Origin of the sequence: Streptomyces sp. NPDC015032, from assembly GCF_043080425.1 — a bacterium.
Classification (GTDB): domain Bacteria; phylum Actinomycetota; class Actinomycetes; order Streptomycetales; family Streptomycetaceae; genus Streptomyces.
In genome coordinates, this window is record NZ_JBIBVN010000045.1 from 1 (window position 1) to 23517 (window position 23517).

Genomic DNA, 23517 nt, shown 5'->3' on the forward strand with positions numbered 1-23517 from the left:
TGGGGATGGAGCTACTTGGGCATTTCGGCAACGCGGGAAGCGTGCGTGCCAGGGCGTGGCCGCCCGATCAGAGGTCACCCGACAGGCTCTGAGCCGCGGCTTCCCGCGCCGGTTCGGCTCATGGCCGCCCGGCCCGCACCGGTGGGGATGGGTGCGCGCCGGGCGGCCGCCTGCATCAATCCCGTGGACGCATACGGTAGTTGTATGCATCCGGCAGGGGCTCGTCGGCGAGTTGGCCCCACACCTCGTCCAGGATCTCCGCCCCCTCGCGCAGATCGGCGACCTCGAAACCCTCGTCGAAAATCGCGCGGGCTGCGGCCCGGTCTCCCTCGGCGATCAGCAGCCTGGCCTCCAACAGACGGAAACGGCCCCGCCGTTGGACCGACGGGCACAGCCCCTCCCATACCGTCCGGGCCGCTGCGGGGCGCCCCGCCGCCAGCATTGCCTCCATCGCCTCGCAGCCGAGCGCCGTCACGACGGGCGCCCAGGCGTCGCCGCCGCCACCGCCGTCGTCGTCGGTGCGTTGCGCACCCAGGTCGTCGAACGCCTCGGCGTAGAGGTCGGCGGCCCGGTCCCCCTGCCCGCTCGCCTCGGCGGCGACGGCGAGGCAGCGCAGCAGCGGCCACCGGGACGGGGCGAGAGCCAGTCCGCGCTCCCAGCTGCGGACCGCCTGGGCGCGGTCACCGGCATGCCACTGGGCGACACCGAGGTGGTATTCGGTGAGGGGTTCGGCGGAGGCCGTCTCCAGCATGTCGCGCCAGTGCGGCGCAACCAGGGAGGGGCCGGGGAATACCGCCCCGCGCGGCTCGGGGAAGGCGCCCTGGTCCAGCAACTCCAGCCAGGGTTCCTGTTGTTCACCGAGGGTCGACTCGGCGAACGGGGTACCGGGGAGCCGGTATTTTCCGCGCCGGACCTCCAGGGCGCCCCAGCCGGAACCGGTGGCGAGCGACTCGCGCGGCTCGATGTCGGCGCAGGGGCGCCAGGCGGCGTACGCGGCGTCGACATCGGCACGCGGCAGTACCTCGGCGAGCCGCCGCTCGGTCTCGGCGCGGGCCGCCGTCCAGTCGTCGCCGTGCACGGCCCCGGGGTCCGCGGACAGCGGCCCGTACGACTCCAGCCAGCTGAACTCGGCGCCCGGTTCGAGAGGAACATGTTCCAGCTGGGTGCGGGCGAGTCCGGCCTGGATCTCGGCGTAGCCGACCGTGCCGGGCTCGGTGAGCCACTCCTGCCAGCGCCGTCCGCCCGGGCCGCTGCCCCACAGGAACAGTTTCCTGCCCCGCAGCAGATCGGTCGACGTCTGGACGAGCCCGTGCCCGTCCTGGTCGAGGGAGGCGATCCAGCGGCGGGCACCGTCGGGGACTTCGTAGAAGTAGTCGGCGGGGAAGTCACCGCGCAGGGGGTACGTACGGTCGACGGACCCTGACTCGGGAACCGGGACCCGGGTCAGGGTGCGCGTGTAACCGAAGTGCCACGCCTCGTCTGCCGGGGCCAGCACGCGGGTGCGTTCGCCCTCGGGCACGGCGATGTTGGACCACCAGTAGACGGGTGCGGTGTGCTCGTGCGGATTGCGTATCCGTACGCCGACGTGCAGGAAGTCGGAGTCCTCGGGCAGCCAGAGGTCCACCTGGAACGGCAGGTCGCGCAGCCGCTCCCACTCCCAGAGACGGACCATTTCGCCGCCGTCCGGTGCGGGCACCCGGGCGGCGTGCACCGGGGCGCAGGAGAGCGTGGTGTGGCCCGTGGCGCCGATGTTCCACTCGATGCCGCCGGAGAACCAGGCGCCGTTGAGCGCGAAGTCGGCAGGTTGCAGGACCGGGTTGGTGTAGAGGAGTTCGCGGCCGGTCGGCTTGTGGTGGAGGGAGTGGATGCGGCCACCGAGCCCGGGCAGAACGGTGGCCCGCAGCCGGTCGTTCTCGATGATGATCGTGTCCAGTGCGGTGGGGGTGCGTTCACGCCCGTACCCGTCGAGGATGCGTACCGGCAGCACGGTGCGGAGCGGTTCGTAGCCGATCTGGCGTGCCATGTCACGTGGCAGCCCGGCCCGGTCGCGGTCGTCGACGACATGCATCTCGTCGAGCGGCCGCAGGGCGGGCAGCGGGTTCTCCGGGCCCAGTGCTGCGGCGGGCAGATCAAGTACGGCACGTCGTACGGTCGTGGCCAAGGCAACCTCGCTCCCTCGCGCGGGCCGCCACAGGTCCGGGCGCCCCCGATGACCATGGAACACGCCGGACAGCGGTCCGGCCAGGGGCGTTGCCGTCAGACTTCGGCAAAAGACCGAAAGTCCACGGCCTGCCGCCCGGGAACACCGACCGGGGCTCCGCCTCCGGTACCGCAGCCGCGGTAATTCGCGTGCGTCTCGCCGCCGGCACCGTAGCCTTTCCCCTCGACGGTTCATGAGCGGAATGCGGAGCGGAAATCACGATGAGCACGCAGCACACCTACCGAGTGATCGTGCGCGGCACCTGGGACGGCCTGACGGAAGAGGCACGCGCCCGGCTCCTGTCCGAGGTGGACGAGCACGGTCTGAGCGCGATGCAGTTCACCGAGGAGGGCTCGCTGACGTACGACCGTGTGCTCAAGCACTTCAGCTTCCGCTTCGTGGTCGTGTCGGACGCCGGGGACGGCGAGGGGATGGCGTCCGCGATCGCCGAGGACCGGGCCGCGGGCCTGCTGCGGGACCAGGGGTACGGCCACGGCGAACTGCGGTCCACGGCAACGGACATGGACACCATGAAGATCAACTACAAGGGCCGCTGATCGGCGGCCCGGGCGCGACATCGCACCGGAAGCCGCCGCAGGAGCGCTGACAAGGGAGTCTTGCCGTTGCCCTTGCGGCTGCCGGCCGGCAGGGTCCGGCCGGCAGCCCTACCGGGTCGCCGGCGAGGGGGCGGCTGCCCAGGAATCGGTGGCCTCCTTGTCGGATTCGAGCACGCCCTCGCCGTAGAGATCCTGCAGCCAGTTGGTCTGGTAGATGGTGTCGAGGTAGCGCTCGCCGAGGTCCGGGCCGATGGCCACTGCGGTGAGTTCGCGCGCGTCATGCCGGGCCAACCAGTCCGTTGCGCCGCTGACCACCGTACCGGTGGAGCCGCCGAACAGGAATCCGCGCCTGGCCAGACGATGGCAGGCACGGATGGTGTCCGCCTCCTCGACACGGATCACCTCGTCGACATAGGACTCGTCGAGGAGCGGCGGGCGCATGCTCATGCCCAGACCGGGAATCATCCGGCGGCCCGGCGAACCGCCGAAGGATACCGAGCCGACGCTGTCCACCGCGATGATCCGCACCCGCCGGTGCCATCTCCGGAAGTAGCGCGCACAGCCCATCAGGGTCCCGGTGGTGCCGGCTCCGACGAACAGCACGTCCAGCTGCGGGAACCGACGAGCCACCTCCGGCGCGGTCGTGCGGTAGTGCGCCTTCCAGTTACTCGGATTGGTGTACTGGCTGAGCCACACATACCGGTCGTCGGAGGCGCACAGCGCGCGGACGTAGTCGAGCCGTGCGCCGAGAAAGCCGCCGTTGGCCAATTGTTCGGAGATCACGTGCACCTGGCTGCCCAACGCCTCCATCATCATTCTGTTCGACAGATTGCCGCGGGAGTCCGTCACACACAGGAACCGGTAGCCCTTGCTCGCCGCGATCATGCTCAGGGCCACACCGAGGTTTCCGGACGAGGACTCGACCAGGATCGATTCCGGCGTCAGGATTCCATCCCGCTCGGCGGCCTCCACCATCTCGGTCGCGGCCTTCAACTTGATCGAGCCGGCGAAGTTGAAGCCCTCGCATTTCAGGAAGAGCGATAGCCCGAAGATCGACCGGAGGTCGACATAGAGATCCTCTTCGTTGAAGGCGTAGGGGGCGGAAATGACGGGCACGATGGTCTCCTCTGTCTGGAGCAGAGCACTGTCGGAACTTCCGGCCGGCCGTGGGAGGGTTCCTCGCTTGTGCCGGCGAGACCCCGTGTCCGACCAGGCGGGACGGGGCCCTGCGTCAGCGGCCCCTGGCTCCTGCGTCAGGACCTGCTGCGACGTGACCGGAGGTCTCTCCTGGGATCAGCCTGGAAAGAGCCTCCTGGACTCTCGGCCTGCTCATCCGTACCGGCTCAGTTCGTGGAAGAAGTCGTCGACGACGTGCAGCTCTCCGCTGCGGGCCACTTCGGTGTACACGTACTTCCCCACCGCGAGGTCGAGCACCCCGAGGCCGAAGGGCGAGAACACCACCGGCCGGTCCGTCGGCACCGCCACCCGCCCGGCCATCACGTCGTCCAGCGTGCCGTGCAGGAAGTCCCGGTTGCCCGTGAGTTGCTCGGCCAGATGCGGCGACGTGTCGGCCTTGAGGCAGTGCTCGACGTCATCGACGATGTTGGTCGAGGCGAGCAGGATCTCCGGCGCGAGATCGCGCAGCGACACATGCAGCACCAGCGGATTGTGTGCGAACCATGACAGGTCACTGACGTGCGGATGACCGGCGACCGTGGCGAAGACGACCAGGTCGCTGTTTCGGATCAACTGCTCGGCGCTGTCGTGCACGGTGATTCGGCCGGCGGTGTCCGACTGCTCCAAGTAGCACCGGAAGCCTGCCGCGCTGTCGGCGGACAGATCGTGTACGCCGACCTCGTCGAACGACCAGCCGGTGCCGGCCAGGAAGGTGTGGATGTAGCGGGCGATCAGGCCCACCCCGAAGAACCCGACACGCGTCGGTCGCGGCCGGTCGCGGCTGAGCCAGTCGGCCGCCGACGCCGCCGACGCCGCCGTCCGGGTGGCGCTGATGATCGAACTCTCCAGACAGGCGAACGGGTAGCCGGTGTCATGGTCGTTGAGGATCAGCACGGCCGATGCCCTGGGGATGCCGGCCGTCACGTTCTTCGGGAAGCTGGAGATCCACTTCAGGCCGTCCACCCGTGTCTCGCCGCCGATCGAGGCGGGCAGCGCGATGATCCGGGAGGACGGGCGGTCGGGGAAACGCAGGAAGTACGACGGCGGGTTCACCGAATCACCGGCGCCGTGCACCCGGTAGGTGGCCTCGACCAACTCCGTGATCCGCTTCTCGCATCCGTGCAGCGTGCGCCGGACCTGGGCGCCGGAGATCACCGCGAACGGTGGCACGGTGATCGGTGCGACGCCTGCGTACTCTCGCGCGGTGGAATCGAGGGTGGTCATTGCGTGGTCACCTCCACGGTCGGCGAGCAGTCGGCCAGACGCACCGGTTCGGCCATGGCGACGAGCACCTCGCGCGGTCCCTCGAAGGGCTCCCTGCTGTGCGCGGTGCGGACGTTGTCGACGAGCATCAGGTCGCCGGCCTGCCACGGTTCTCGTGCGGTGTTCGCCTCGTAGACGGTGTTGAGCAGTTGGACGACGTCCGCACCGATCGGGTCGCCGTTCCCGAAGCGCGTGTTGAACGGCAACCCGTCGGCGCCGTAGACGTCCACCAGGTACTCGTGCACCTCGGGGGCCATCGTCCACTCGTTGAGGAACGCGATCTGGTTGAACCAGCAGCGCCGGCCGGTGACCGGGTGGCGCACCACGGCGCTGCGGCGCTGTCTGGTGCGCAGTCCACCGTCCGGCTGCCACTCGAAGGCGATTGCGTTGGCACGGCAGTAGCGCTCGACGGCGCCCCGGTCGTCGGTGCCGAAAGCCTCGGCGACGGACGCGCCGATCTCGTCGTTGTAGCTGCGGGTGAGCAGCCAGCCCTCGCGCTCGAAGCGCTCGGTCAACTCGGTGGGCAGTGCGTCCAGCACGGTCGGTGAGTCGGCCACCGCGGTCGCCCCGCCGTCGGTGGGGGCACTGAGACAGGCGAACATCATCAGGCCGGGGAACTCAAGCGTGTAGCTCAGTTCGTGGTGCATACACATGGGCTGGTTCGGCGGCCACTTCGATGAGGAGTACACCCCGTCGGAGTAGGTCTGCCGGGGTGCGAAGGCCTCCTGCTCGGCCATCAGACCCGTGGCCAGCTTGGAGAAGACGGCTCCGGTCTCGGCCGCGTCGCGCAGCCCGAGGCCGCGGACCAGGACCGAACCGTGCTCGGCGACGACTGCGCGCAGCGCGTCCCGGTGCTCGGCCGCCCAGGCCGGCGGGGAGCCGGTGGCCTCGGCCCGCAGCCGTGGGGGTGCGCCGGATTCCAGTTCCACGTCGACCAGCAACGCCGTGGATGTGAACGACATCTCGATTTCCTTTCAGCTGATACTCAGGAAGAAACGCACAGTTCGGCGGCGTGCAGCACGGCTTTGGCTGCCTCGGCCGGACGGGTGCGCAGGAAGTAGTGGCCGCCGTCGGCGAGCTCGTGCAGGTCGACCTGCTCGGCCAGCAGCTGCCAGTCGCGGTACCGGCGCGGGTACTCCGCCGTGCTCGGGTCGTCCGCGGCGACGACCACGGTGACCGGCGCGGAGAGCTTCTGCGCCGGCGGGTGCTCCAGGGCATCGGCGAAGTAGTGGTGTGCGGACACGCAGTCGTGCCGGTAGGCGGCGCCGACGTGCTCGGCGTGCTGCGCACCCAGCTCATCGAGTGAGGTGCAGCCGCCGTGCGTGCTCAGGCTCGCGGCGATCTCGGCGTTGCTCCGCCCGGTCAGCTCGGTGACGGTGGCGCGCCGGTCGTCGGCGTCACCGAGCAGTTGCGCGCCGAGGAAGACCCGTTGGACGTCCACCCCGCGTTCCCGCAGCCTTCTGGCCGTCTCCAGGGCCAATGCGGTGCCCGAGGAGTGGCCCCACAGCAGGACCCTGGTCAGGCCACGCCCGGTGATCTCGTCGACGACCTGCTCGACCACCTGTGTCATCGGCGCGAGCGGCTCACTGTCGGCGGCCATGTCGTGACCGGGCAGCTCGACGGCGTAGACCGCCGGTCCACCGTCCGGCAGCGCCCTGGCCATCGGCTGGAAGTTCACCGCGTTGCCGCCGGCGTAGGGGAAGCACACCAGGGCTGCGGTCTGCGCGCCGTCCGATTCCGACAGCGGCTGGAGCAGCCCGGCACGCCGCACGGACCTGCCGTCGACCAGCGCGGCCAGATCGGCGAGGACCGGGTGGCGGGTGACGTCCTTGAGGGACACCGCACGGTCCAGGACGATGGCCAGCTTTACTGCCGACAGCGACGTGCCGCCCCGGTCGAAGAAGTGGTCCCGCCGTCCGATCCGGTCCTGCGGGATGCCGAGCACCTTCGCCCATGCGGCCGCCAACTGCTGTTCGGTCGGCGTATCCGGCGCGCGGTAGTCGTCCCGGACGACATCGAGTTCTCCGGCGAGTGCCTGCAGGGTCCTTCTGTCGATTTTGCTGTTGGCCGTCAGCGGCAGCGTCTCCCGCCAGTGAAAGGCCGACGGGACCATGTACGCGGGCAGCGACTCACCGAGCCGGTCCGGCAGGACGTCGGCCCCGATCGGCCGCCGACCGGAGTAGAACGCCACCAGGTGCTTGCTCCGGTCGGGCCGCTCGGCGACCACGACCGCACCGTCGCGAACACCGGGCACCTGCAACAGGGTGTTCTCGATCTCGCCGATCTCGATCCGGAAGCCACGGATCTTCACCTGGGTATCGCGGCGGCCGAGGAACTCCAGCTTTCCCTCGGGCGTCCAGCGGCCGTAGTCGCCGCCCCGGTAGAGCCGGGCGCCCGCGCGGTGCGGATCGGCCAGGTAGGCCTGCCGGGTGCGCTCGGGGTCGTTGACGTATCCGCGGCCCACGCAGACACCGGAGAAGACGATCAGACCGGGGGCTCCGAGCGGCACCGGGATCAGGTGCTCGTCGACGACGTAGACGTGCACGTTGTTGACCGCGGGACCCAGCAGGACCCGGTCTCCGCCGGGCACGCGGTCCATGACCTCGTGGTTGGTGTCGTCCGAGGTCTCGGTCAGCCCATAGGCGTTGACCAGCTTGATGCCGGGCTGGGCGGCGAACCAGCGCTGCACGAGTTCCTTCTTCAGCGCCTCGCCCGTGACCGACACACACCGCAGGTCCGGCAGCTCGCGGGGGTGCTGCTTCAGCCAGGACACGACCACGTCCAGGTAGGAGGGTACGACCTGGAGGACGGCGACCCGGCCGTCGACGATCTTGTCGACGAACCGCTGGACGTTCAGGATCACCTCCTGCTCCACCAGCAGGGTCCGCCCCCCGACCAGGAGCCCGGACACCAGCTGCCACAACGAGATGTCGAAGCATTGGGGTGCGGTCTGGGCGACCACCTGTCCCTCGCCGATCTCCAGGTCGTCGATCTTGGCGTAGAGGTGGTTCAGCATGCCCGCGTGCTCGCACATCGCGCCCTTGGGCTCACCTGTGGAGCCGGAGGTGAAGTAGATGTAGGCGAGCTGATCCGGTGCGATGTGGAGGCCCAGATCATCGTCGGCGTGGTCTTCCTCGTAGGCTGCGCCGACACAGAGCTTCCGGACCCCGGACAGCGAGCCGAGGGCCTGGTCGAGCGTGGAGGTGCTGCCGGGTTCGGTCAGCACGAGCCCGCATGCGGCACGGGAGAGCATGGTCGCGAGACGGTCGGCCGGGAAATGCGGCTCGATGGGCAGATACACGCCGCCTGCCTTGAAGACCGCGAGGACGGCGGCCATCCAGTCCAGGTTGCGCTCGGTCACCACCGCGACGACACCCTCGGGGCGCAGCCCCCGCGCCAGCAGGGCTCGTCCCACCCGGTTGGCACGCGCGTTGAGTTCCCGATACGTCAGTTGCTGCTCCCCGTGCACCGCGGCGACGGCGTCCGGGTGTGCCGCCACCCGCTGCTCGAACAGTTCGTGGAACCGGTGGTCCGGCAGTTCCCGGCGTGGACCGGCGAGTGATTCGAGCTGGAAGTGGAGTTCCTCGGCGGAGAGCAGGCTCTGCCGCCCGTGCTCGGCGTCCGGATCGGCGGCGATCAGCGCGAGTGCGGTGAGGTGGTAACCGGCGATCCTGACGGCGCAGTCCTCGTCGAGCGCGTCGGTCCGATACCGCAGCCTCAGCACGAGGTGGCCGCCGCGTTGTGAGAATCCCGCCCACAGCCTGGTGCCACCGGTGATTTCGCCGCCCACGCCGTGCGGATCGAACACAGCCCCCATCGACGGCTCTGCCAGGCCCAGTTCGCACCTGAGCTCATCGACCGGGAATTCCTTGTGCGCCAGCAGGTCCGACGCGACTCGATGAGCGTCCAGCAGCAGTGTCCGCCATAAGCCGGACCCGGTCGTCAGCCGGCAGAGCAGCGGTCGGCCGCCCTCCGCGGTGACGTATCCGGTCGCGATCTCGTGCTCGCCGGACAGCGCGGCGAGCACCTTGGCGTGCGCTGCCAGCAGCACCGAGTCGAGCGGTACCGCCAGGTCCTCGGCCAGCCGGCCCAACGCCGCGACGACGTCGTCCGGGATCGGCGCCTCGTGTTCGCCGACGCCCTTCACCGGATTGAGCGTCCACCGCGGGATTTCGGTGGATCCACCGGCGCCGAGCACATCGCGCCAGAACTCCCGGTCGGCCTGCACTTGCATTCCCATCTGGTCGTCCCTCTCCATTCGCCTTTCGCCACCGTGCTGTTCAGCGCCGACAAGGGCGGAGTTGCTATCCCGTCCGCGTCAGCGCGTCGGGCTGATCAGGGCGTCTCGCATCTCCGTGGCGGGGTTTCCTCCCCAGCGTGCGTGCTGCGGGACCTCCTCGCCCTTCATGAGGAAGGAGTCGGGTGCGAGCACCGCGCCGGTACCCATCGTCACGCCGTAATGGACATGGGCTCCCACGCCGATGGTGCAGCCGGCGTCGAGGGTGCTGCGATCGGATTTGAAGGTGCCGTCCTCCTGCGAGTGGCACTGGATCTTGCTTCCCGCGTTGAGCGTGCAGTCGTCTCCGACGGTGGTGAGCGTCCGCTCCGTCATATAGCAGCCGTCATCGAAGACCCTGCTGCCGATCCGAACCCCCAGCATCCGCCAGATCACGTTCTTGAAAGGCGTGCCGTTGAAGATTTCGAGGTAGTTGTCGGGCACCTTCCACAGGCGCTCGTGCCACCAGAAGTAGGGGTCGTAGATGGAGCACACCTGTGGTTGCAGCGCGCGGAATGCCGCGATGCCGCGCTCCACCAGGACGAGATAGACAGCGGTGAACCCGAGGCTGAACACCAGGAACGCGGCGATCAGTACAGGACCGTAGGAGTCGTACAATTCGGCGCTCGCCAGGCCGAACATCGTGAGCACGAAGAAGTGCAGCCACCGCACGAGCAGGAAGAAGACCATCGAGCGGATGTTGTAGCGGTTCTTCGCAGCGAGGCTGCGGCGCAACGTGTCACCGCTGCGCAGATAGTCGAACCGGGAATCGCGCTCGACCGACCGGGGAATCTCGAAGCACGGCGAGCCGAGCAGGCCCACCCCCTCGCGCACCTCGCCTTCGAGCGGAACCATCACCTTCGTCGCGAGGAGACAGTTCTCGCCGGTCCTGGCCCCCGAGGGATAGGCGATGTTGTTCCCGAGGAAGTTGTAGGCCCCGATCGAGGCCCGGGACACCCGGAAGGACGTGCTCGAATAGTCGGCGTTGATGATGGAGATCCCGTCGGCGACCATCGTCCCGCTCCCGACCGAGCACAGAAACGGGGTCTCGTGTTGCACTTCCGTGCCGAAGTTCGACCCCGTCTGCTCGACCTGGGACAAGTCGTATCCGAGGCCGCGCAGGTAGTGGACGATGTAGGAGCTGTCCCCGAACAGCCATGCGAAGAACTTGATGTTGGTCATGCGCCCGATCGCCCGGTGCACCGAGTAGTGAAACCCGTACAGCGGATAGACCTTGTCCGGCTTGACGACCAGGTTCAGCAGGCGCGGAACGGTGAACATCACGGCCAGACCCACCACGACGAAGCCGAAGAACAGCAGCAGGGAAAGGACCAGCGCGTCGATGTAGAGGTCCAGCGATGTGAGCTCCACCCTGCCCGGGCCCAGCCGCTTGTTCAGCGCCGGGACCAGGGTCACCAGCATGTACGCGCCCCCGATGGACAGTGGCACGTAGAGGAAGAAGAGCTGAAGCACGGTGATGAGGCCGAAGCCGGCCCGGCGCAGCGTGCCGCAGGTGGCCGGCCCGGTCCTCAGATAGTCGTGCTGTGTGAGCTCTGCCGGGGACCCGTGCCAGCGCTGACCGCCCGGGACCGCCCGGCCGCTGTACAGCGTGGACGTGTGGCCGAGTTGAGCCCCGTCGCCCATCGACGTGTCGATGTCGAGCACGGTCTTCTCACCGATGAACACATCCCGGCCAAGGGTGACCCGGCCGGTCTGGATGCGCCCGGCGTGCGCCCGGTAGCAGAGGAAGAACGAGTCTTTGCGGATCACCGTGCCGGCGCCGACCGTGAGCAGGTCGGTGCAGACCGGGACGGTGCGGGAGAGGATCGTGACCCCCTTGCCGATCCGTGCGCCCAGCGCGCGCAGGTACAGCACGTACAGGGGATTGCCGACGAAGAAGATCATCGGGTTGGCGTGGATCAGCACCTTGACGGTCCAGAAGCGCAGATAGGTCAGACTCCAGACCGGGAACTCGCGTGGCTTCCACCGGCCGATGAGGAGCCATTTGGCCGCGATGGGGAAGGTGCACAGACCGACGAGGCCGACGCCTCCGAAGACGAACGATCGCAGGTAGACATCGATCACGCCCGACCCGGCGGAGACCCACGCATAGCCTCGGTCGGTAACAAGTCCGGCGAGGAAGGCGTATCCCAGGAAAAGCAGGAACTGCAGGGTTCCGCAGAGGGCGTACCGCGCCGTGCCGACCGAGGTCACCACCTCGGTCGGCGCCGGGACCGACGGCTCGACGGGCGCGGCATTCGCGAGCCCTGTCGCCAGGCTGCGGATCGTCGGGTGCTGGTAGATGTCCTTCATCGACGCCGAGGGAAGGTCCGCCCGTTTTCTGACTCGCGCACAGAAATGGGCCATCACCAATGAGTTGGCGCCGAGATCGTCGAAGAAGTGGCTGTCGATCGACACCCGTTCGACGCACATGACGTCGGCCAGCACCTCGGCGAGGTCTTTCTCGATGCCGGTCTCCGGGCTGGTGCAGTCGCTTATACCGATTGCGGGTTCATCCAGCCCGGGCGTCAGGACGTCGAGGGATTTCTCCTCCATGCGAGCTCCTTGAGGAACTTTGGAGTGCCGTCGCCATTACGGGCGGCGCCCCGTACTCGCGCTTTTCGATGCCGGAGCGAGCGGCCCGGAGATGCACGAGGTCGGGATCTGTTGTCCGGATCCCGAACCGCTGACTCAGTCTTAGCCGTCCACCGTCGGGCTGCCACTCGAACTCGGTTGCATTGGCCCAGCAGTGGCCCTTCTGGTTCACTCCTCGCCCAGAATCCTGCCCGGCGGGACGGCGATGAGCTGCGCATGCGTCCCGCCCGTGCTGCATGCGAGTGGTCCGTTCCTGATCCGGGAGGAGCTGCGCCGGGGTGCGGGGCGGTGACGGCATCCGGGGCATCGCAGCTGTGAGGAGGCGGAGCGGCCTCCGGGTGCTTCTCAGTGGTGGCGCGGTGGCACGCGCGACCGCCACCATCTGATGTCACTCGATCAAGTGATGCACGCCCGCACGCCCGCACTCCCGCAGCGTGATCGTGGTCGGGCTCCGCGATCACTTCGGCCGGTTCGGCATTGCGCCGGATGGCCGCCCCCTCCAGAACGAGGCCGGCCAGCGAGTCCGAGCCGAGCGGCCCCGCTGCGTTCGCGCTGTCGCGCCCGTTCAGCCCCCCTGGATCCGCGGACGCAGTGGGTGACCGCCTGGCCGCTCGGACGGCCTCGTGGCCAGGCGACGGAGCAGGGCGACGTTCACGTCCAGCAGGCTGTGGACCACTGTCCTGTGCGGGGCCGGCGGGACAGGGGTGAGGGAGGGGACGGCGAGGACCGTGCAGTGGGCGGCCTCCGCGGAGGCGATGCCCGTCGGGCTGTCCTCGATGGCCACGCAGGCGGCCGGTGTGGTGCCCAGGGTGGTCAGGGCCGCCTGGTAGGGGTCGGGGAAGGGCTTGGTGCGGGGGGTTTCGCCGGCGGCGACGGTCGTGGTGAAGCGGTGGCGCCCCAGAGTGGCGAGGACGGTGTCCACGACGGGGCGGGTCGAGGCCGAGACCAGGGCCATGGGTACACCTGCCGCGTCGAGCGCGGCCAGGAGGTCTTCGGCTCCTGGGAGGGGGACCACGTCACCTCGTACGAGGTGCGTGAAGCGGCGTTCGAGGGAAGCGGCGAGCTGGAGTGGCCCGGCCCGGCCGGCCGCGCGGGAGGCGAGGTGGGCGGCAGTGTCTTCGATCGCGCGGCCGATGACGTGTGGCAGATCCGCTTCTGTGAGGACGAGGCCGAGGCCCAGGTACTCCTCCTCGACCGCCTGTTTCCAGAGGCGCTCGGTGTCGACGAGTGTGCCGTCCATGTCGAAGAGGACGGCCTGGAGCTCTGCGGGCACGGGGTCCCCCTGGTTGGTGGTGGCGGTGTCACGCGCGTCATTGGTCCCCTCGGAGGCCGATCCGCAGGGTGCGGATCTCGAAGGGCCGCAGCGTGAGGTGGAGCGACCTGGTGTCCTGTGCTCCCGGCCGGGTGGGGTCCGCCCCGGCCAGGGGACGTTCGAGGAGGTCCGTGTCGGTCGCGGTATGCCACGGGGCGCAGATCGTCAGCGTGGTGCGGGCGCGGGATCCGTGGGCTTCGTAGAGGCGCACGACAATGTCGCCGGAACGGTCGTCGGCAAGCTTGACGACCTCGATGACGACGCCGACGCCGTCGTCGCCTGTGGTGACCAGAGGTGTCACCGCCGGCCCGCTGCCGGGGACCGAGCGCTCGGGCAGGTTGAAGGCGTAGCCCTCGCGCACCGCGTCGGCGATGTCGGCACCGAGGACCAGGCCGTAGCGCAGGCGGTGTGTTCCCTGGTCGGCGTCCGGGTCGGGAAAGCGGGGGGCGCGCACCAGGGAGAGGCGTACGGTCGTGGTCGTGCCGCCGTCCGGGCGTACGTCACGGGTGACGTCGTGTCCATAGGTGGAATCGTTGACCAGCGCCGCGCCCCAGTCCCGCTCGCCGACGTGGAGGAAGCGATGGGCGCAGATCTCGAACTTTGCCGCGTCCCAGCTGGTGTTGGTATGGGTCGGGCGCCGAACATGGCCGAAGGGGATCTCGGCGGTCGAGTGGTCGGACCGGACGTCCAGCGGGAAGGCCGCCTTGAGGAGGCGCTCCCGCTCGTGCCAGTCGATGTCGGTGTCGATGTCCAGGCGCCGCGCGCCCTCCCGCAGGGACAACAGCTGCCGGACGCGTGATGCTCCGAAGGTGCGCACGATCTCGATGCCGCCCGCCAGGGCGGTGACGGAGTCGGCGTCGTCCAGGTCGCGCACCGTGTTGCGGTAGAACTCGTCGATGTCCCAGGCGTCGTACTCGTTGGGGAAGTCCTGGTGGAGCTGGAGCAGGTTGGCTGCCTTGCCGGGGGCGACGGCCTCACGGCCGGTCGCCAGGTCGACCGCGGAGACGACCAGGCCGCGGGCGTCGATCCCGATCCGTACGAGACCGTTGTCGAGGACGAAGCCGTCGCCGGACGGCACCGGCCCGACGGTCGGGTCAGTGGCCGCGGTGCGGACGGCCGCGCCGAGGGCGGGGATGTCGCCACGGGCGTGCGGGGCGGAGTTGAACACGACGGTCAGATCGCCGTCGCCTGCCAGCGCGCGCTGCGCCGAGGTGACGATCCCGTGCAGCTCGGCGAGGACCTCGGTGTAGGTCCGCTCGGCCTCGCGGTGCACCCAGGCGATGGAGGAGCCGGGCAGGATGTCGTGGAACTGGTGCAGCAGTACGGTCTTCCAGAGCCGGTCGAGCTCCTCGTACGGATAGCGGAAGTCCGTACGGACGGCCGCCGTGGCCGACCAGAGTTCGGCCTCGCGCAGCAGGTGCTCGCTGCGCCGGTTGCCCTGCTTGGTCCGCAACTGGCTGGTGAGCGTGGCGCGGTGGAACTCCAGGTAGAGCTCGCCGAGCCACACCGGGGCGTCGGGGTACTCGGCCTCGGCGCGCGCGAAGAAGTCCGCGGGCCGCTCGACGACCACCCGGGGCGAGCCTTCCAGGTCGCCCAGACGCGCCGCACGGGCCAGCATCTCGCGGGTGGGGCCTCCGCCACCGTCGCCGTACCCGAAGGGCAGAAGTGAGCTGTTGGCTGCTCCCTTGTCCTGGAAATTGCGTACCGCGTGGGCGAGTTCGGCTCCGGTGAGCTCGGCGTTGTAGGTGTCGGCGGGCGGGAAATGGCTGAAGATCCGGGTACCGTCGATCCCCTCCCAGCGGAAGGTGTGGTGGGGGAACTTGTTGGTGGTGTTCCAGGAGATCTTCTGGGTGAGGAACCAGCGCACGCCGGCCAGCTTCATCAGCTGCGGCATGGCCGCGTTGTAGCCGAAGGTGTCGGGCAGCCACATCTCCTTGGTCTCGACGCCGAACTCGTCGAGGTAGAAGCGCTTGCCGTGGATCAGCTGGCGGGCGAACGCCTCGCCTCCGGTGATGTTGGTATCGGGCTCCACCCAGAGGCTCCCGACCGGCAGGAACTGACCGGCCTTCGCCTTCTCCTGGACGCGGGCGTACACCTCGGGACGCTGCTCCTTGAGCCAGGCCAGTTGCTGGGCCTGGGACATGGCGAAGCGGAAGTCCGGGTGGTCGTCCATGAGTTGGGTGACGTTGGAGAGTGTCCGGGCGACCTTGCGGACGGTCTCGCGCAGCGGCCACAGCCAGGCGGTGTCGATGTGGGCGTGTCCGACGGCGGAGACGCGGTGGGAGCTGGGTGCGGCCGGGGCCGCCAAGGCGGGGCGCAGCACCTCGCGGGCGGCGGGCGCGCAGCCGGAGACGTCCTGGAGGTCGACGGCGTCCAGGGCCCCCTCGATCGTCTGCAGGAGCTGCCAGCGGCGGGGGTCGGATTCGGGGAGCGCGTGCATCAGCTCACCGAGGACATCCAGGTCCTGGGCGAGTTCCCAGACCTGGGTGTCGAAGACGGCGAGGTCCGTGCGGAGCAGTTGGTACAGGGTGTCGCCGGCATGGCCGCTTCCGGTGATCCAGGCAGGCAGGCTCCCGAGAGGGGTCGGCTCATGGCTGTCGCAGAGGGCCGGGTTGGCGGCGGCCTCGATGTAGTAGGTGAACTCCTCGCCGCCCCGGGCCGGATCGGCGACCGGGATCCAGCTGTTACGGGGGTTGAGCGCCTTCAGTACGGTGCCGTCGGGCCGGTACACCAGTCCCTCGGCGGAGAAGCCGGCGCCGGTGACGTTGAAGCCGAGGTCGAGGACGGCTTCGACGCGTTGTCCGGCCCACTTCTCGGGGATCCGGCCGGTGACCTTGAACCAGCTCGTCGACCAGGCCGGTCCCCAGCGGTGTCCGACCTGGACCGGCCGGTACGGCGCTGCCAGGCCGGCGGCGACCGGCGCCGGTTCGCCGGGGACGTCCCAGATCTCCACCTGGAGCGGGGCCGTCCGGGCGTGTACGGCGGGCCGGATCCGTTCCCTGAGGACCCGCTTCAGGCGTTGCTCGATGAGGCGTTGCTTGCTGTGCATGGGGCTCTCCCGGGCGGATGTCGGTACGGGGCGGAGGTGTCGGCACAGCCCCTGGGGATGCCGGTCTTCCTGGGCGGATGTCAGTCCTGGGCGGGTCCCAGGCAGGGCCGGTCCCGCAGTTCGACGGTGCGGGTGGTGGTGGCGTGGAGTTCGAGGACGGTGATCTCGTTGCGGCCGGGACGCAGGGCCGGTGCGGGTACGTACAGGGTGGTCTGAGGGCCCCGGGACCAGTACCGGCCGAGCGGGAAGCCGTTGATCCAGGCGTGGCCCTTGGTCCAGCCGTCCAGCGCGAGGTAGCCGTCGGCGGGCCGGCCGAGCTCGAAGGAACCGCGGTGGAAGGCCGGGCCGACGAGGGGCCTTGTGGGGGCGACTGCGAGGTCGTCGAGGCGGTCGAGCGGAAGCGAGCTGCTGCTCCAGTCGGCGAGCTCCGCACCGTTGACGGTGACCGGGCCGAGCAGGCCCTTGCGGTCGTGGATGCCGGGGCCGTAGTTGACCCGGCCCTGATTCTCCACCAGGACCGCGAGCCGGGCGCCGCTCCTGGGCGTGACGAACGCGAGGGCGTGCTCGTGGTTCTCCCGTTCCAGTACGCCGACGGGCTGCCCGTCGACGAAGACCTGGGCCCGGTCGCGGACCTCGCCCACCCGCAGCACGGCCGCCCCGGCGACCGGCAGCTCCGTCTCGTACAGCACGAAGCCGACGGACTGGCCGAGCTCTTCCATGGTCAGTGGCCGGTCGGCGAGGACCGGCCGCCCGAACAGCTCGGTCCGATCGAACAGACCTGCGGACGTGTCGAGTTCGACGATGGTCGGGGCGAGCTTCGGGCCGGGTGCCGGAACCGGCTCGTCCGGGACGGGGGCGTACCGGGCGATGGTTTCGCGGAAGGCCTCGTACTTGGGGGTCGGGTCGCCGGCCTCGTCGAGGAGTGAGTCGTAGTCGTAGGAGGTGACGGTGGGGCGGTAGGTGCCCTTGTCGTTGGCTCCGTTGGTGAGGCCGAAGTTGGTGCCGCCGTGGAACATGTAGATGTTGACGGAGGCACCGGTGGCGAGCAGGCGGTCCAGGTCGGCCGCCGCGTCCGCGGCGTCGCGGGTGGTGTGGATTCCGCCCCAGCGGTCGAACCAGCCGATCCAGAATTCCGAGCACATCAGTGGCCCGGTCGGCTGGAGCCGACGCAGCTGGTCGAGGCCCGCCTCGACGCGGCTGCCGAAGTTCACCGTGCGCAGCACGCCGTCCAGGCCGCCGCGGGCGAGGTCGTCCGGTTGGTCGCAGGTGAAGAGGGGGACATCGACGCCGTGGGTGCGCAGCAGGCCGGCGAGGTCCGCGAGGTAGCCGGTGTCGTCGCCGTAGGCCCCGTACTCGTTCTCCAGTTGCACCGCGATGACCGGCCCGCCGGCGTTGGAAAAGTACGGCTTCAGCGGCGGAAGGAGCGCGGCGAGATAGCCGTCGACCGCTTCCAGGAAGCGTGGGTCGCGGCTGCGCAGCTCGATGCCGTCCTGGGCGAGCAGCCACGAGGGCAGGCCGCCGCCCTCCCATTCGGCGCAGATGTAGGGGCCGGGGCGGAGGAGGACATGCAGGCCCTCTGCGGCGGCGAGACCGAGGAAGCGGGGCAGGTCGAGACCTCCGTCCAGCCGGAATTCACCGGGCCCGGGGGCGTGGAGGTTCCAGGGGACGTAGGTCTCGACCGTGTTGAGTCCCATCAGCCGCGCTTTGTGGAGCCGGTCGGCCCACTGCTCGGAGTGGACGCGGAAGTAGTGCAGTCCGCCGGAGATGATGCGGAACGGGTGGTCGTCGAGACGGAATTCGTTCTCGGCGATCTCCAGTCGGGGCATGCCGGGGTGCTCCTGGGGGTGGGTGCGGAGGAGGGGGGCAGGGCCTGTCGGGCGACCTCTGATCGGGCGGCCACACCCGATCAGAGGTCACCCGGCAGGTTCTCAGGCGAGCGGACGGCAGAGCAGGGCGTCGGGAACGCCGCCGTGGTTCCACTTCCAGGTGTGGGCGACGCCGGCGAGGTACTCGTTGTCGGCGCACTGGCCCTTGTAGTGGCCGGGTGCCCAGTCGCTGGCGTTCGAGCCTCCGGTGGCGGGCCTGTTGTCACCCTGGTCGAACCAGAGCACGCGGCCGGAGGTGGGCAGGGAGGCTGTCGCGGGGGCGCAGAGAAGGGCGGCCATCGCATTGCCCTTCACGCTGTAGCCGACGGCGAAGGTCCGGTCGGGGCACTGGAGCTTGTTGTAGCCGCTCGCCCAGTCTCCCCCGGTGACGTACCGTTCGTCGGTGACGACGGTCCAGGCTCCGCTTCCCTTGGCCGGCTGGCCGGCGTCGGTGCACAGGCCGCGGCTGTCGCTGCGGCCGAGGCCGGCCAGGCGCTGGGTGTCGGGGCAGTTGCCCTTGCGGTTGCCGGGCGACCAGTCCGGCTTCGCCAGCATGGTGGCGGAGACGTTGTAGTCGGCATAGTCCAGGTTGAGCATGTTCCAGCGCGGGGCCGGGGCGATCCGGCCGGTTTTGCCGGGGGTGTTGACGAGCTTGTTCCAGTCGGTGGCGCGCCAGTCGCCGGTGTCCATGACACCGAGCCGTGTGCCGTCGGCGCTGTAGTTGACCATGGCCCAGTTGTCCTGCGGCGTGCCGTTCGTGTCGGTCCAGCCGACCAGGGGCCAGATGGCGAAGTCGGTGTCGTTCTTCACCAGGATGTCGGTGAAGTTGGCGAACCAGGCGCGTTCCTTGGCGTCGGTGTCGCCGCGGCCGGCGGCGCCGAACTCGCTGATCCACACGGGTGCGGTGAAGTGCTGGCCGGACCGGGTGACGAACAGGGCCTGGTCGTCGACGACCTGGGCGAGCTGTGCGGGGGTGAGTTCCTCGTAGCGCGGGTCGTGCGTCTCGCCCGTGCCGGTGGCGCCGGTGTGGTTCGGGCCGGTGTAGCCGTAGAAGTGGGCCGCGTAGACGAGTTTGTCGGAGCGGATCAGGGTGTTGGACAGGGTGGCGACCGGGGTGAGTGTCGGGCGGCTGTGGGGGGTCAGGTCGGTCGGTATGCCCTGCCAGTTGATGCCCTCCATGATGACGAGCATGTCCGGGTTGGCCTGCAGGATCTTGTTGCCGGCTTCTTCCAGGGCCTTGTTGAGGTCGTGATCGTTGCCCCATCCCCAGTTGGCGTCGTTCCAGGTGTCGCGGCGGACCTCGTTGCGCAGGTCGGCTCCGACGACCCGCTTGTCGGCCTGGTAGCGCTTCGTCAGGAACACCCAGTCGTCGATCCACTGCTGGGTCGACTGGCCGCTGTTCCAGCGCTCGTTGCCGTCCAGGCCGCAGCAGAAGCGGTAGCTGGTGGTGTGGTTGTTGAGGATGACGGCGAAACCGTCCGCGGTCAGGGCTCCGACGACGGCATCGAGCACCTGCAACGGGGTCTTGCCCTTGAGCTGCGGGTTGGCGGTGACGGCCGAGTCCGGGACGGCGTTCGTGTCGTGGATGAGTGCGTTGGCGAACGGCAGCCGGATGCTGTTCAGGCCCAGGGCGTGGAAGTCGGCCAGGATCTGGGACATCGGCTTCCGGTCCAGGCCGAGCGGGATGTTGTGCGACATCTGCCTCGCCTGGTGGTTGGCGACGTCGCCGACATCGCCGCTGCCCTGCCAGGTGCCCTGGGCGCCGGCCCAGTTTCCGGACTTGAGCTTGAACCGGTCGCCCTCGGCGTCGACGACGTACCGGTCCCGGGTGGACAGTGGGGCGGTCCATGAGGCGGCGAGCTGCGCGCCGGTGAGGGCCGGGGGCGGCGGTGCCGTTCCCGTGTCCGCCGCGGCGGCGGTGGGGGTGAGGGTGCAGAGGAGGAGCGCGGACGACGTGGCGAGGGCCGCGGTCGCGCGTCGGAGCAGGGTGATGCGAGGTTTCACGGGGAAGCTCCTTGCGGGTGGGGGGTGTGTGTGCCTGCCTTGTGCGTGGTGCGGGATGGTGGGGTGGGTCAGCCCTTGAGGCCGCTGGTGGCGATGCCTTCGACGATGTACCGCTGGGCGACGAGGAACATGACGACCAGGGGTGTGATGGTGACGACGGCGCCGGCGAACAGGCCGGGGAGGTTGATGGTCTGAGAGGTGAGGAAGGTGGACAGCGCGATCTGCGCGGTCCAGGAGGAGGGGTCCTGACCGATGACCAGTGGCCACAGGAAGGCGTTCCAGCTGTCGATGAAGGACAGCGCCCCGAGCGAGGCCAGCATCGCTCCGGAACTCGGCAGGGCGATCCGGCGGTACAGGCCGAGCCAGCCGAGGCCGTCGAGCCGTCCGGCGTCCTCGATCTCGCTCGGGAACTGCAGGTAGAAGTTACGGAACAGCAGGACCGCGAACGGATTGAACAAACCGGGAACGATGATGCCCCAGAGCGTGTTGACGCCCCCCATGGAGCCGACGACGACGAACGTCGGCACGAAGGTGACCGAGCCGGGGATCATCAGTGTGGCCACGACCAGGGCGAGCAGCACTCCGCGTCCGGGGACCGGGATCCTGGCAAGGGCGTAACCGGCGGCCGAGGCCAGGAGCGTGGAGACGGGTGCGGTGATGGCAGCGATCAGCAGGGAGTTGCCGAGAGCCGGGCCCATGGAGACGGCGGGATCGTCGAACAGGGCGGTGAAGTTCTCGAAGTGCATGGTCGAGGGCCACCATGTCCACTCCGGCGCCGTCAAGCCCTGGGAGCCCATGAGGGAGTTGCGGAGCATCAGGTAGAAGGGTGTCAGGAAGGCCGTGGTCAACAGGCCTACGAGCAGGCCGCGAAAGAGGAGGCGAGCGGCTCGGGACAGTCCGGGCAGGGTGATCATGCGGTTCTCATTCTCCTCTCCTGCCGAATCCGGTGAACCGTCCCTGGAGCAGGGTCACCCCGACAATGAGGGCGGTGAGCACGAAGGCTCCGGCGGAGCCGAGGCCGTAGTTCTGGCTCCCCATGGCGGTGTTGTAGAGGTGGACCAGCGGGGTCTGTACGGGTGCGGTTCCGGTGCCGGAGAGCCCGCTGTTGAACAGGTTGTAGAACTCGTCGAAGGCCTGGAACGCGGCGATGAACAGCAGCATCAGCACGGCGACGGCGGTGTTGCGCAGCATGGGCAGGGTGATCCCGGTCAGGAGCCGTCGGCCGGTGGCGCCGTCGAGCGCGGCGGCCTCGTAGAGCTCCTTGGGGATGGCCTGGAGGCCGGCCAGGAAGAGCACCATGTAGAAGCCGACCTGGAGCCACAGGCGCAGCGTGACGAGGACGACCCAGTACAGCGGTGGCGAGGTGGACTGCAGCCAGGCGGTCGGCTCCGCGCCGAACCACCCGCCGATCATGTTGGCGATGCCTGTCGGCAGGCCGTTGAACAGGCACATCTTCCACAGCAGGGAGGCTGCGACGTACGAGACGGCGGCCGGGATGAGGAAGGCGGTACGGAACAGGGCCCGGCCGCGCCTGATCCGGTGCACGAGCAGCGCGAGACCGAGGGAGGCGGCGAAGGTGACCGGCACGATGAAGGCGGTGAAGAGCAGGATCTGGCCCAGCGAGCCGCGGAAGGTCTGGTCGGCCAGGAGCGTCCGGTAGTTGTCGAGTCCGACCCAGTGGCCGAGGGCGATGGTGCCGCGCGCGTCGCTGAGGCTGAGCAGGAAGCTCCAGCCGATCGCGACGTACTTGAAGAGGCCGAGGCCGATCAGCATCGGCCCGGTCAGCAGGACGAACGCGAACCAGCCGGACCGGCCGGGACGTGGTCGACCGGTCCGGGCGGCGCCCCGTGGGGTGGGTACGGGGCGCCCGGCACGCTCGGGCTCGAGCGTGATGTCGGTGGCCGGGTTCATCGGCCGAGCTGCTTGTCGATCTGGCCCTGGGCCTTCTTCACCGCGTCGGCGAGCAGGGTGGCCGGATCGCCCTGTCCGCCGGCGATCTTCATCGCGGCCGCGTTGAACGTGCTGCTCACCGCCGTGTCCCAGGTGCCGGGGTTGTACTTCCCGTACTTCTGCGCCAGCGACACGGTCTCCTTCGCAGCGCCGGTGGAGAGCTTCTTGGCGGATGCCGCCACGGAGGTGCGCGGCGGCACATGCAGGCCGTAGCTCTCGGCGAAGTCCTTCTGCAGGCCGGATTGCTGCACCCAGAGCCACTGGACGAACTTCTTCGCCGCGGCCACGTTCCGGCCCTTGGCGTTGACGCAGCTGGTCCAGCCGCCGACCCGCACGACGGGGGTGCCGCCGGCCTTGAAGGCGGGCCACGGCAGGACGCCGAAGTCGTCGCCGAGCGCGGACTGGATGGCGGGCATCGCCCACAGGCCGCACCACTGCATCGGCACGACGCCCTGGGTGAAGGCGGAGGGGTCCCACCAGTCGGTGGTGAAGCCGAGCAGCAGCGACTTGTCATCGTGCAGGCGCTTCAGGGCGGTGAGCGCCTCCAGTGCCCGGTCCGATCCGAACGCCACCTTGCCGTCGGGGGTCACGAGGTCGCCGCCGTTGGACCAGACGGCGTTGCTCGCGGAGTCGCCGATGCCGTCGTTGCCCACGAACAGGCCCTTGCTCTTCTTCGTGGTCAGGGCCTTCGCGGCGGCAGCGAGTCCGTCGAAGGTGGTGGGCGGGGTGATCCCGGCCTTGGACAGGGCGCTCTTGCGGTAGTAGAGCATGATGACGTCGTCGATCATCTTGACGCCGTAGGGCTTGCCGTCGACGGTGACCGAGTCGAGGGCATTGGTGTTGAAGCCGCTCCTGGCGCTGCCGTACACGTCGTCGAGGGCGGCGATCTGGCCGCCGCGGGCGAACCGCTCGCTGAAGTCGCCGGTCTCGAAGACATCGGGGGCCCCCTCGGTCAGCAGGGTGGCGTTGAGCTTGCCCGAGTAGTCGCCGGGAACCCAGGTCACCTTCACGGCGATATCGGGGTTGGCCTTGGTGAAGGCAGTGGCGTAGCGGAGCACCGCCTGCTGGGCGCCGGCCTCGCCGTAGGCGTGGTACCAGACGTTGAGGGTGGTCTTGGCGCCGGAGGAGGAGCCGCCGGTGGGGTCGGTACTGCAGGCGGTCGTGAGGACCGTTCCGGCCGCGACGAGCAACGATCCGGTGAGGAATCCGCGTCGGCTAAGCTCGGATATGCGTGTGCTCATGTCGCATGTCCTTCTGTGAGGGGGAGTGC

14 protein-coding genes are annotated in these 23517 nt (G+C 69.2%); 1 reads left to right on the plus strand and 13 read right to left on the minus strand.

The window, feature by feature from the left end:
* Positions 1 to 175 precede the first annotated feature (175 nt).
* Positions 176 to 2161, minus strand: a complete 1986-nt coding sequence (locus ACF08M_RS35915; RefSeq protein ID WP_392189484.1) for a DUF5107 domain-containing protein — start codon at positions 2159 to 2161, stop codon at positions 176 to 178.
* Between the two features lie 260 nt (positions 2162 to 2421).
* On the opposite strand from ACF08M_RS35915, the gene ACF08M_RS35920 reads away from it, so the two are divergent.
* Positions 2422 to 2757, plus strand: coding sequence for a DUF6204 family protein (locus ACF08M_RS35920; protein WP_392189485.1), 336 nt, complete (start codon positions 2422 to 2424; stop codon positions 2755 to 2757).
* Positions 2758 to 2865: 108 nt separating this feature from the next.
* Here the strand turns inward: ACF08M_RS35920 and sbnA are convergent, their stop codons facing one another.
* The 12 genes from sbnA to ACF08M_RS35980 all read right to left on the minus strand — a co-directional run bounded on the left by sbnA (position 2866) and on the right by ACF08M_RS35980 (position 23488).
* Complete coding sequence (gene sbnA / locus ACF08M_RS35925) at positions 2866 to 3873, minus strand: 2,3-diaminopropionate biosynthesis protein SbnA (RefSeq protein ID WP_392189486.1); 1008 nt, start codon at positions 3871 to 3873, stop codon at positions 2866 to 2868.
* 213 nt (positions 3874 to 4086) lie between these two features.
* A complete protein-coding gene (gene sbnB / locus ACF08M_RS35930) occupies positions 4087 to 5157 on the minus strand; it encodes a 2,3-diaminopropionate biosynthesis protein SbnB (RefSeq protein ID WP_392189487.1) in 1071 nt (356 codons plus the stop codon).
* Entirely contained in the window at positions 5154 to 6158 is a 1005-nt protein-coding gene (locus tag ACF08M_RS35935) for a TauD/TfdA family dioxygenase (RefSeq protein WP_392189488.1), read from the minus strand. The genes sbnB and ACF08M_RS35935 overlap by 4 nt, the downstream gene beginning before the upstream one ends.
* A gap of 23 nt (positions 6159 to 6181) precedes the next feature.
* Positions 6182 to 9436 (minus strand): amino acid adenylation domain-containing protein, encoded by a 3255-nt coding sequence (locus ACF08M_RS35940; protein WP_392189489.1) that lies wholly within the window; start codon positions 9434 to 9436, stop codon positions 6182 to 6184.
* A gap of 78 nt (positions 9437 to 9514) precedes the next feature.
* Positions 9515 to 12028 (minus strand): Pls/PosA family non-ribosomal peptide synthetase, encoded by a 2514-nt coding sequence (locus ACF08M_RS35945; protein WP_392189490.1) that lies wholly within the window; start codon positions 12026 to 12028, stop codon positions 9515 to 9517.
* A gap of 604 nt (positions 12029 to 12632) precedes the next feature.
* A complete protein-coding gene (locus ACF08M_RS35950) occupies positions 12633 to 13340 on the minus strand; it encodes an HAD family hydrolase (protein WP_392189491.1) in 708 nt (235 codons plus the stop codon).
* Positions 13341 to 13377: 37 nt separating this feature from the next.
* Positions 13378 to 16428, minus strand: coding sequence for an alpha-mannosidase (locus ACF08M_RS35955; RefSeq protein ID WP_392189492.1), 3051 nt, complete (start codon positions 16426 to 16428; stop codon positions 13378 to 13380).
* 80 nt (positions 16429 to 16508) lie between these two features.
* Positions 16509 to 18254 (minus strand): beta-galactosidase, encoded by a 1746-nt coding sequence (locus ACF08M_RS35960; protein ID WP_392189493.1) that lies wholly within the window; start codon positions 18252 to 18254, stop codon positions 16509 to 16511.
* Between the two features lie 102 nt (positions 18255 to 18356).
* Entirely contained in the window at positions 18357 to 20297 is a 1941-nt protein-coding gene (locus ACF08M_RS35965; RefSeq protein ID WP_392189494.1) for a glycoside hydrolase family 5 protein, read from the minus strand.
* A gap of 68 nt (positions 20298 to 20365) precedes the next feature.
* Positions 20366 to 21211 carry a carbohydrate ABC transporter permease gene (locus tag ACF08M_RS35970; RefSeq protein WP_392189495.1) on the minus strand — a complete coding sequence of 282 codons (846 nt, stop codon included), beginning with the start codon at positions 21209 to 21211 and terminating at the stop codon, positions 20366 to 20368.
* Between the two features lie 7 nt (positions 21212 to 21218).
* On the minus strand, positions 21219 to 22208 hold the full coding sequence (locus ACF08M_RS35975) for a carbohydrate ABC transporter permease (RefSeq protein ID WP_392189496.1): 990 nt from the start codon (positions 22206 to 22208) through the stop codon (positions 21219 to 21221).
* A complete protein-coding gene (locus tag ACF08M_RS35980; RefSeq protein WP_392189497.1) occupies positions 22205 to 23488 on the minus strand; it encodes an ABC transporter substrate-binding protein in 1284 nt (427 codons plus the stop codon). The genes ACF08M_RS35975 and ACF08M_RS35980 overlap by 4 nt, the downstream gene beginning before the upstream one ends.
* Positions 23489 to 23517: the final 29 nt, after the last annotated feature.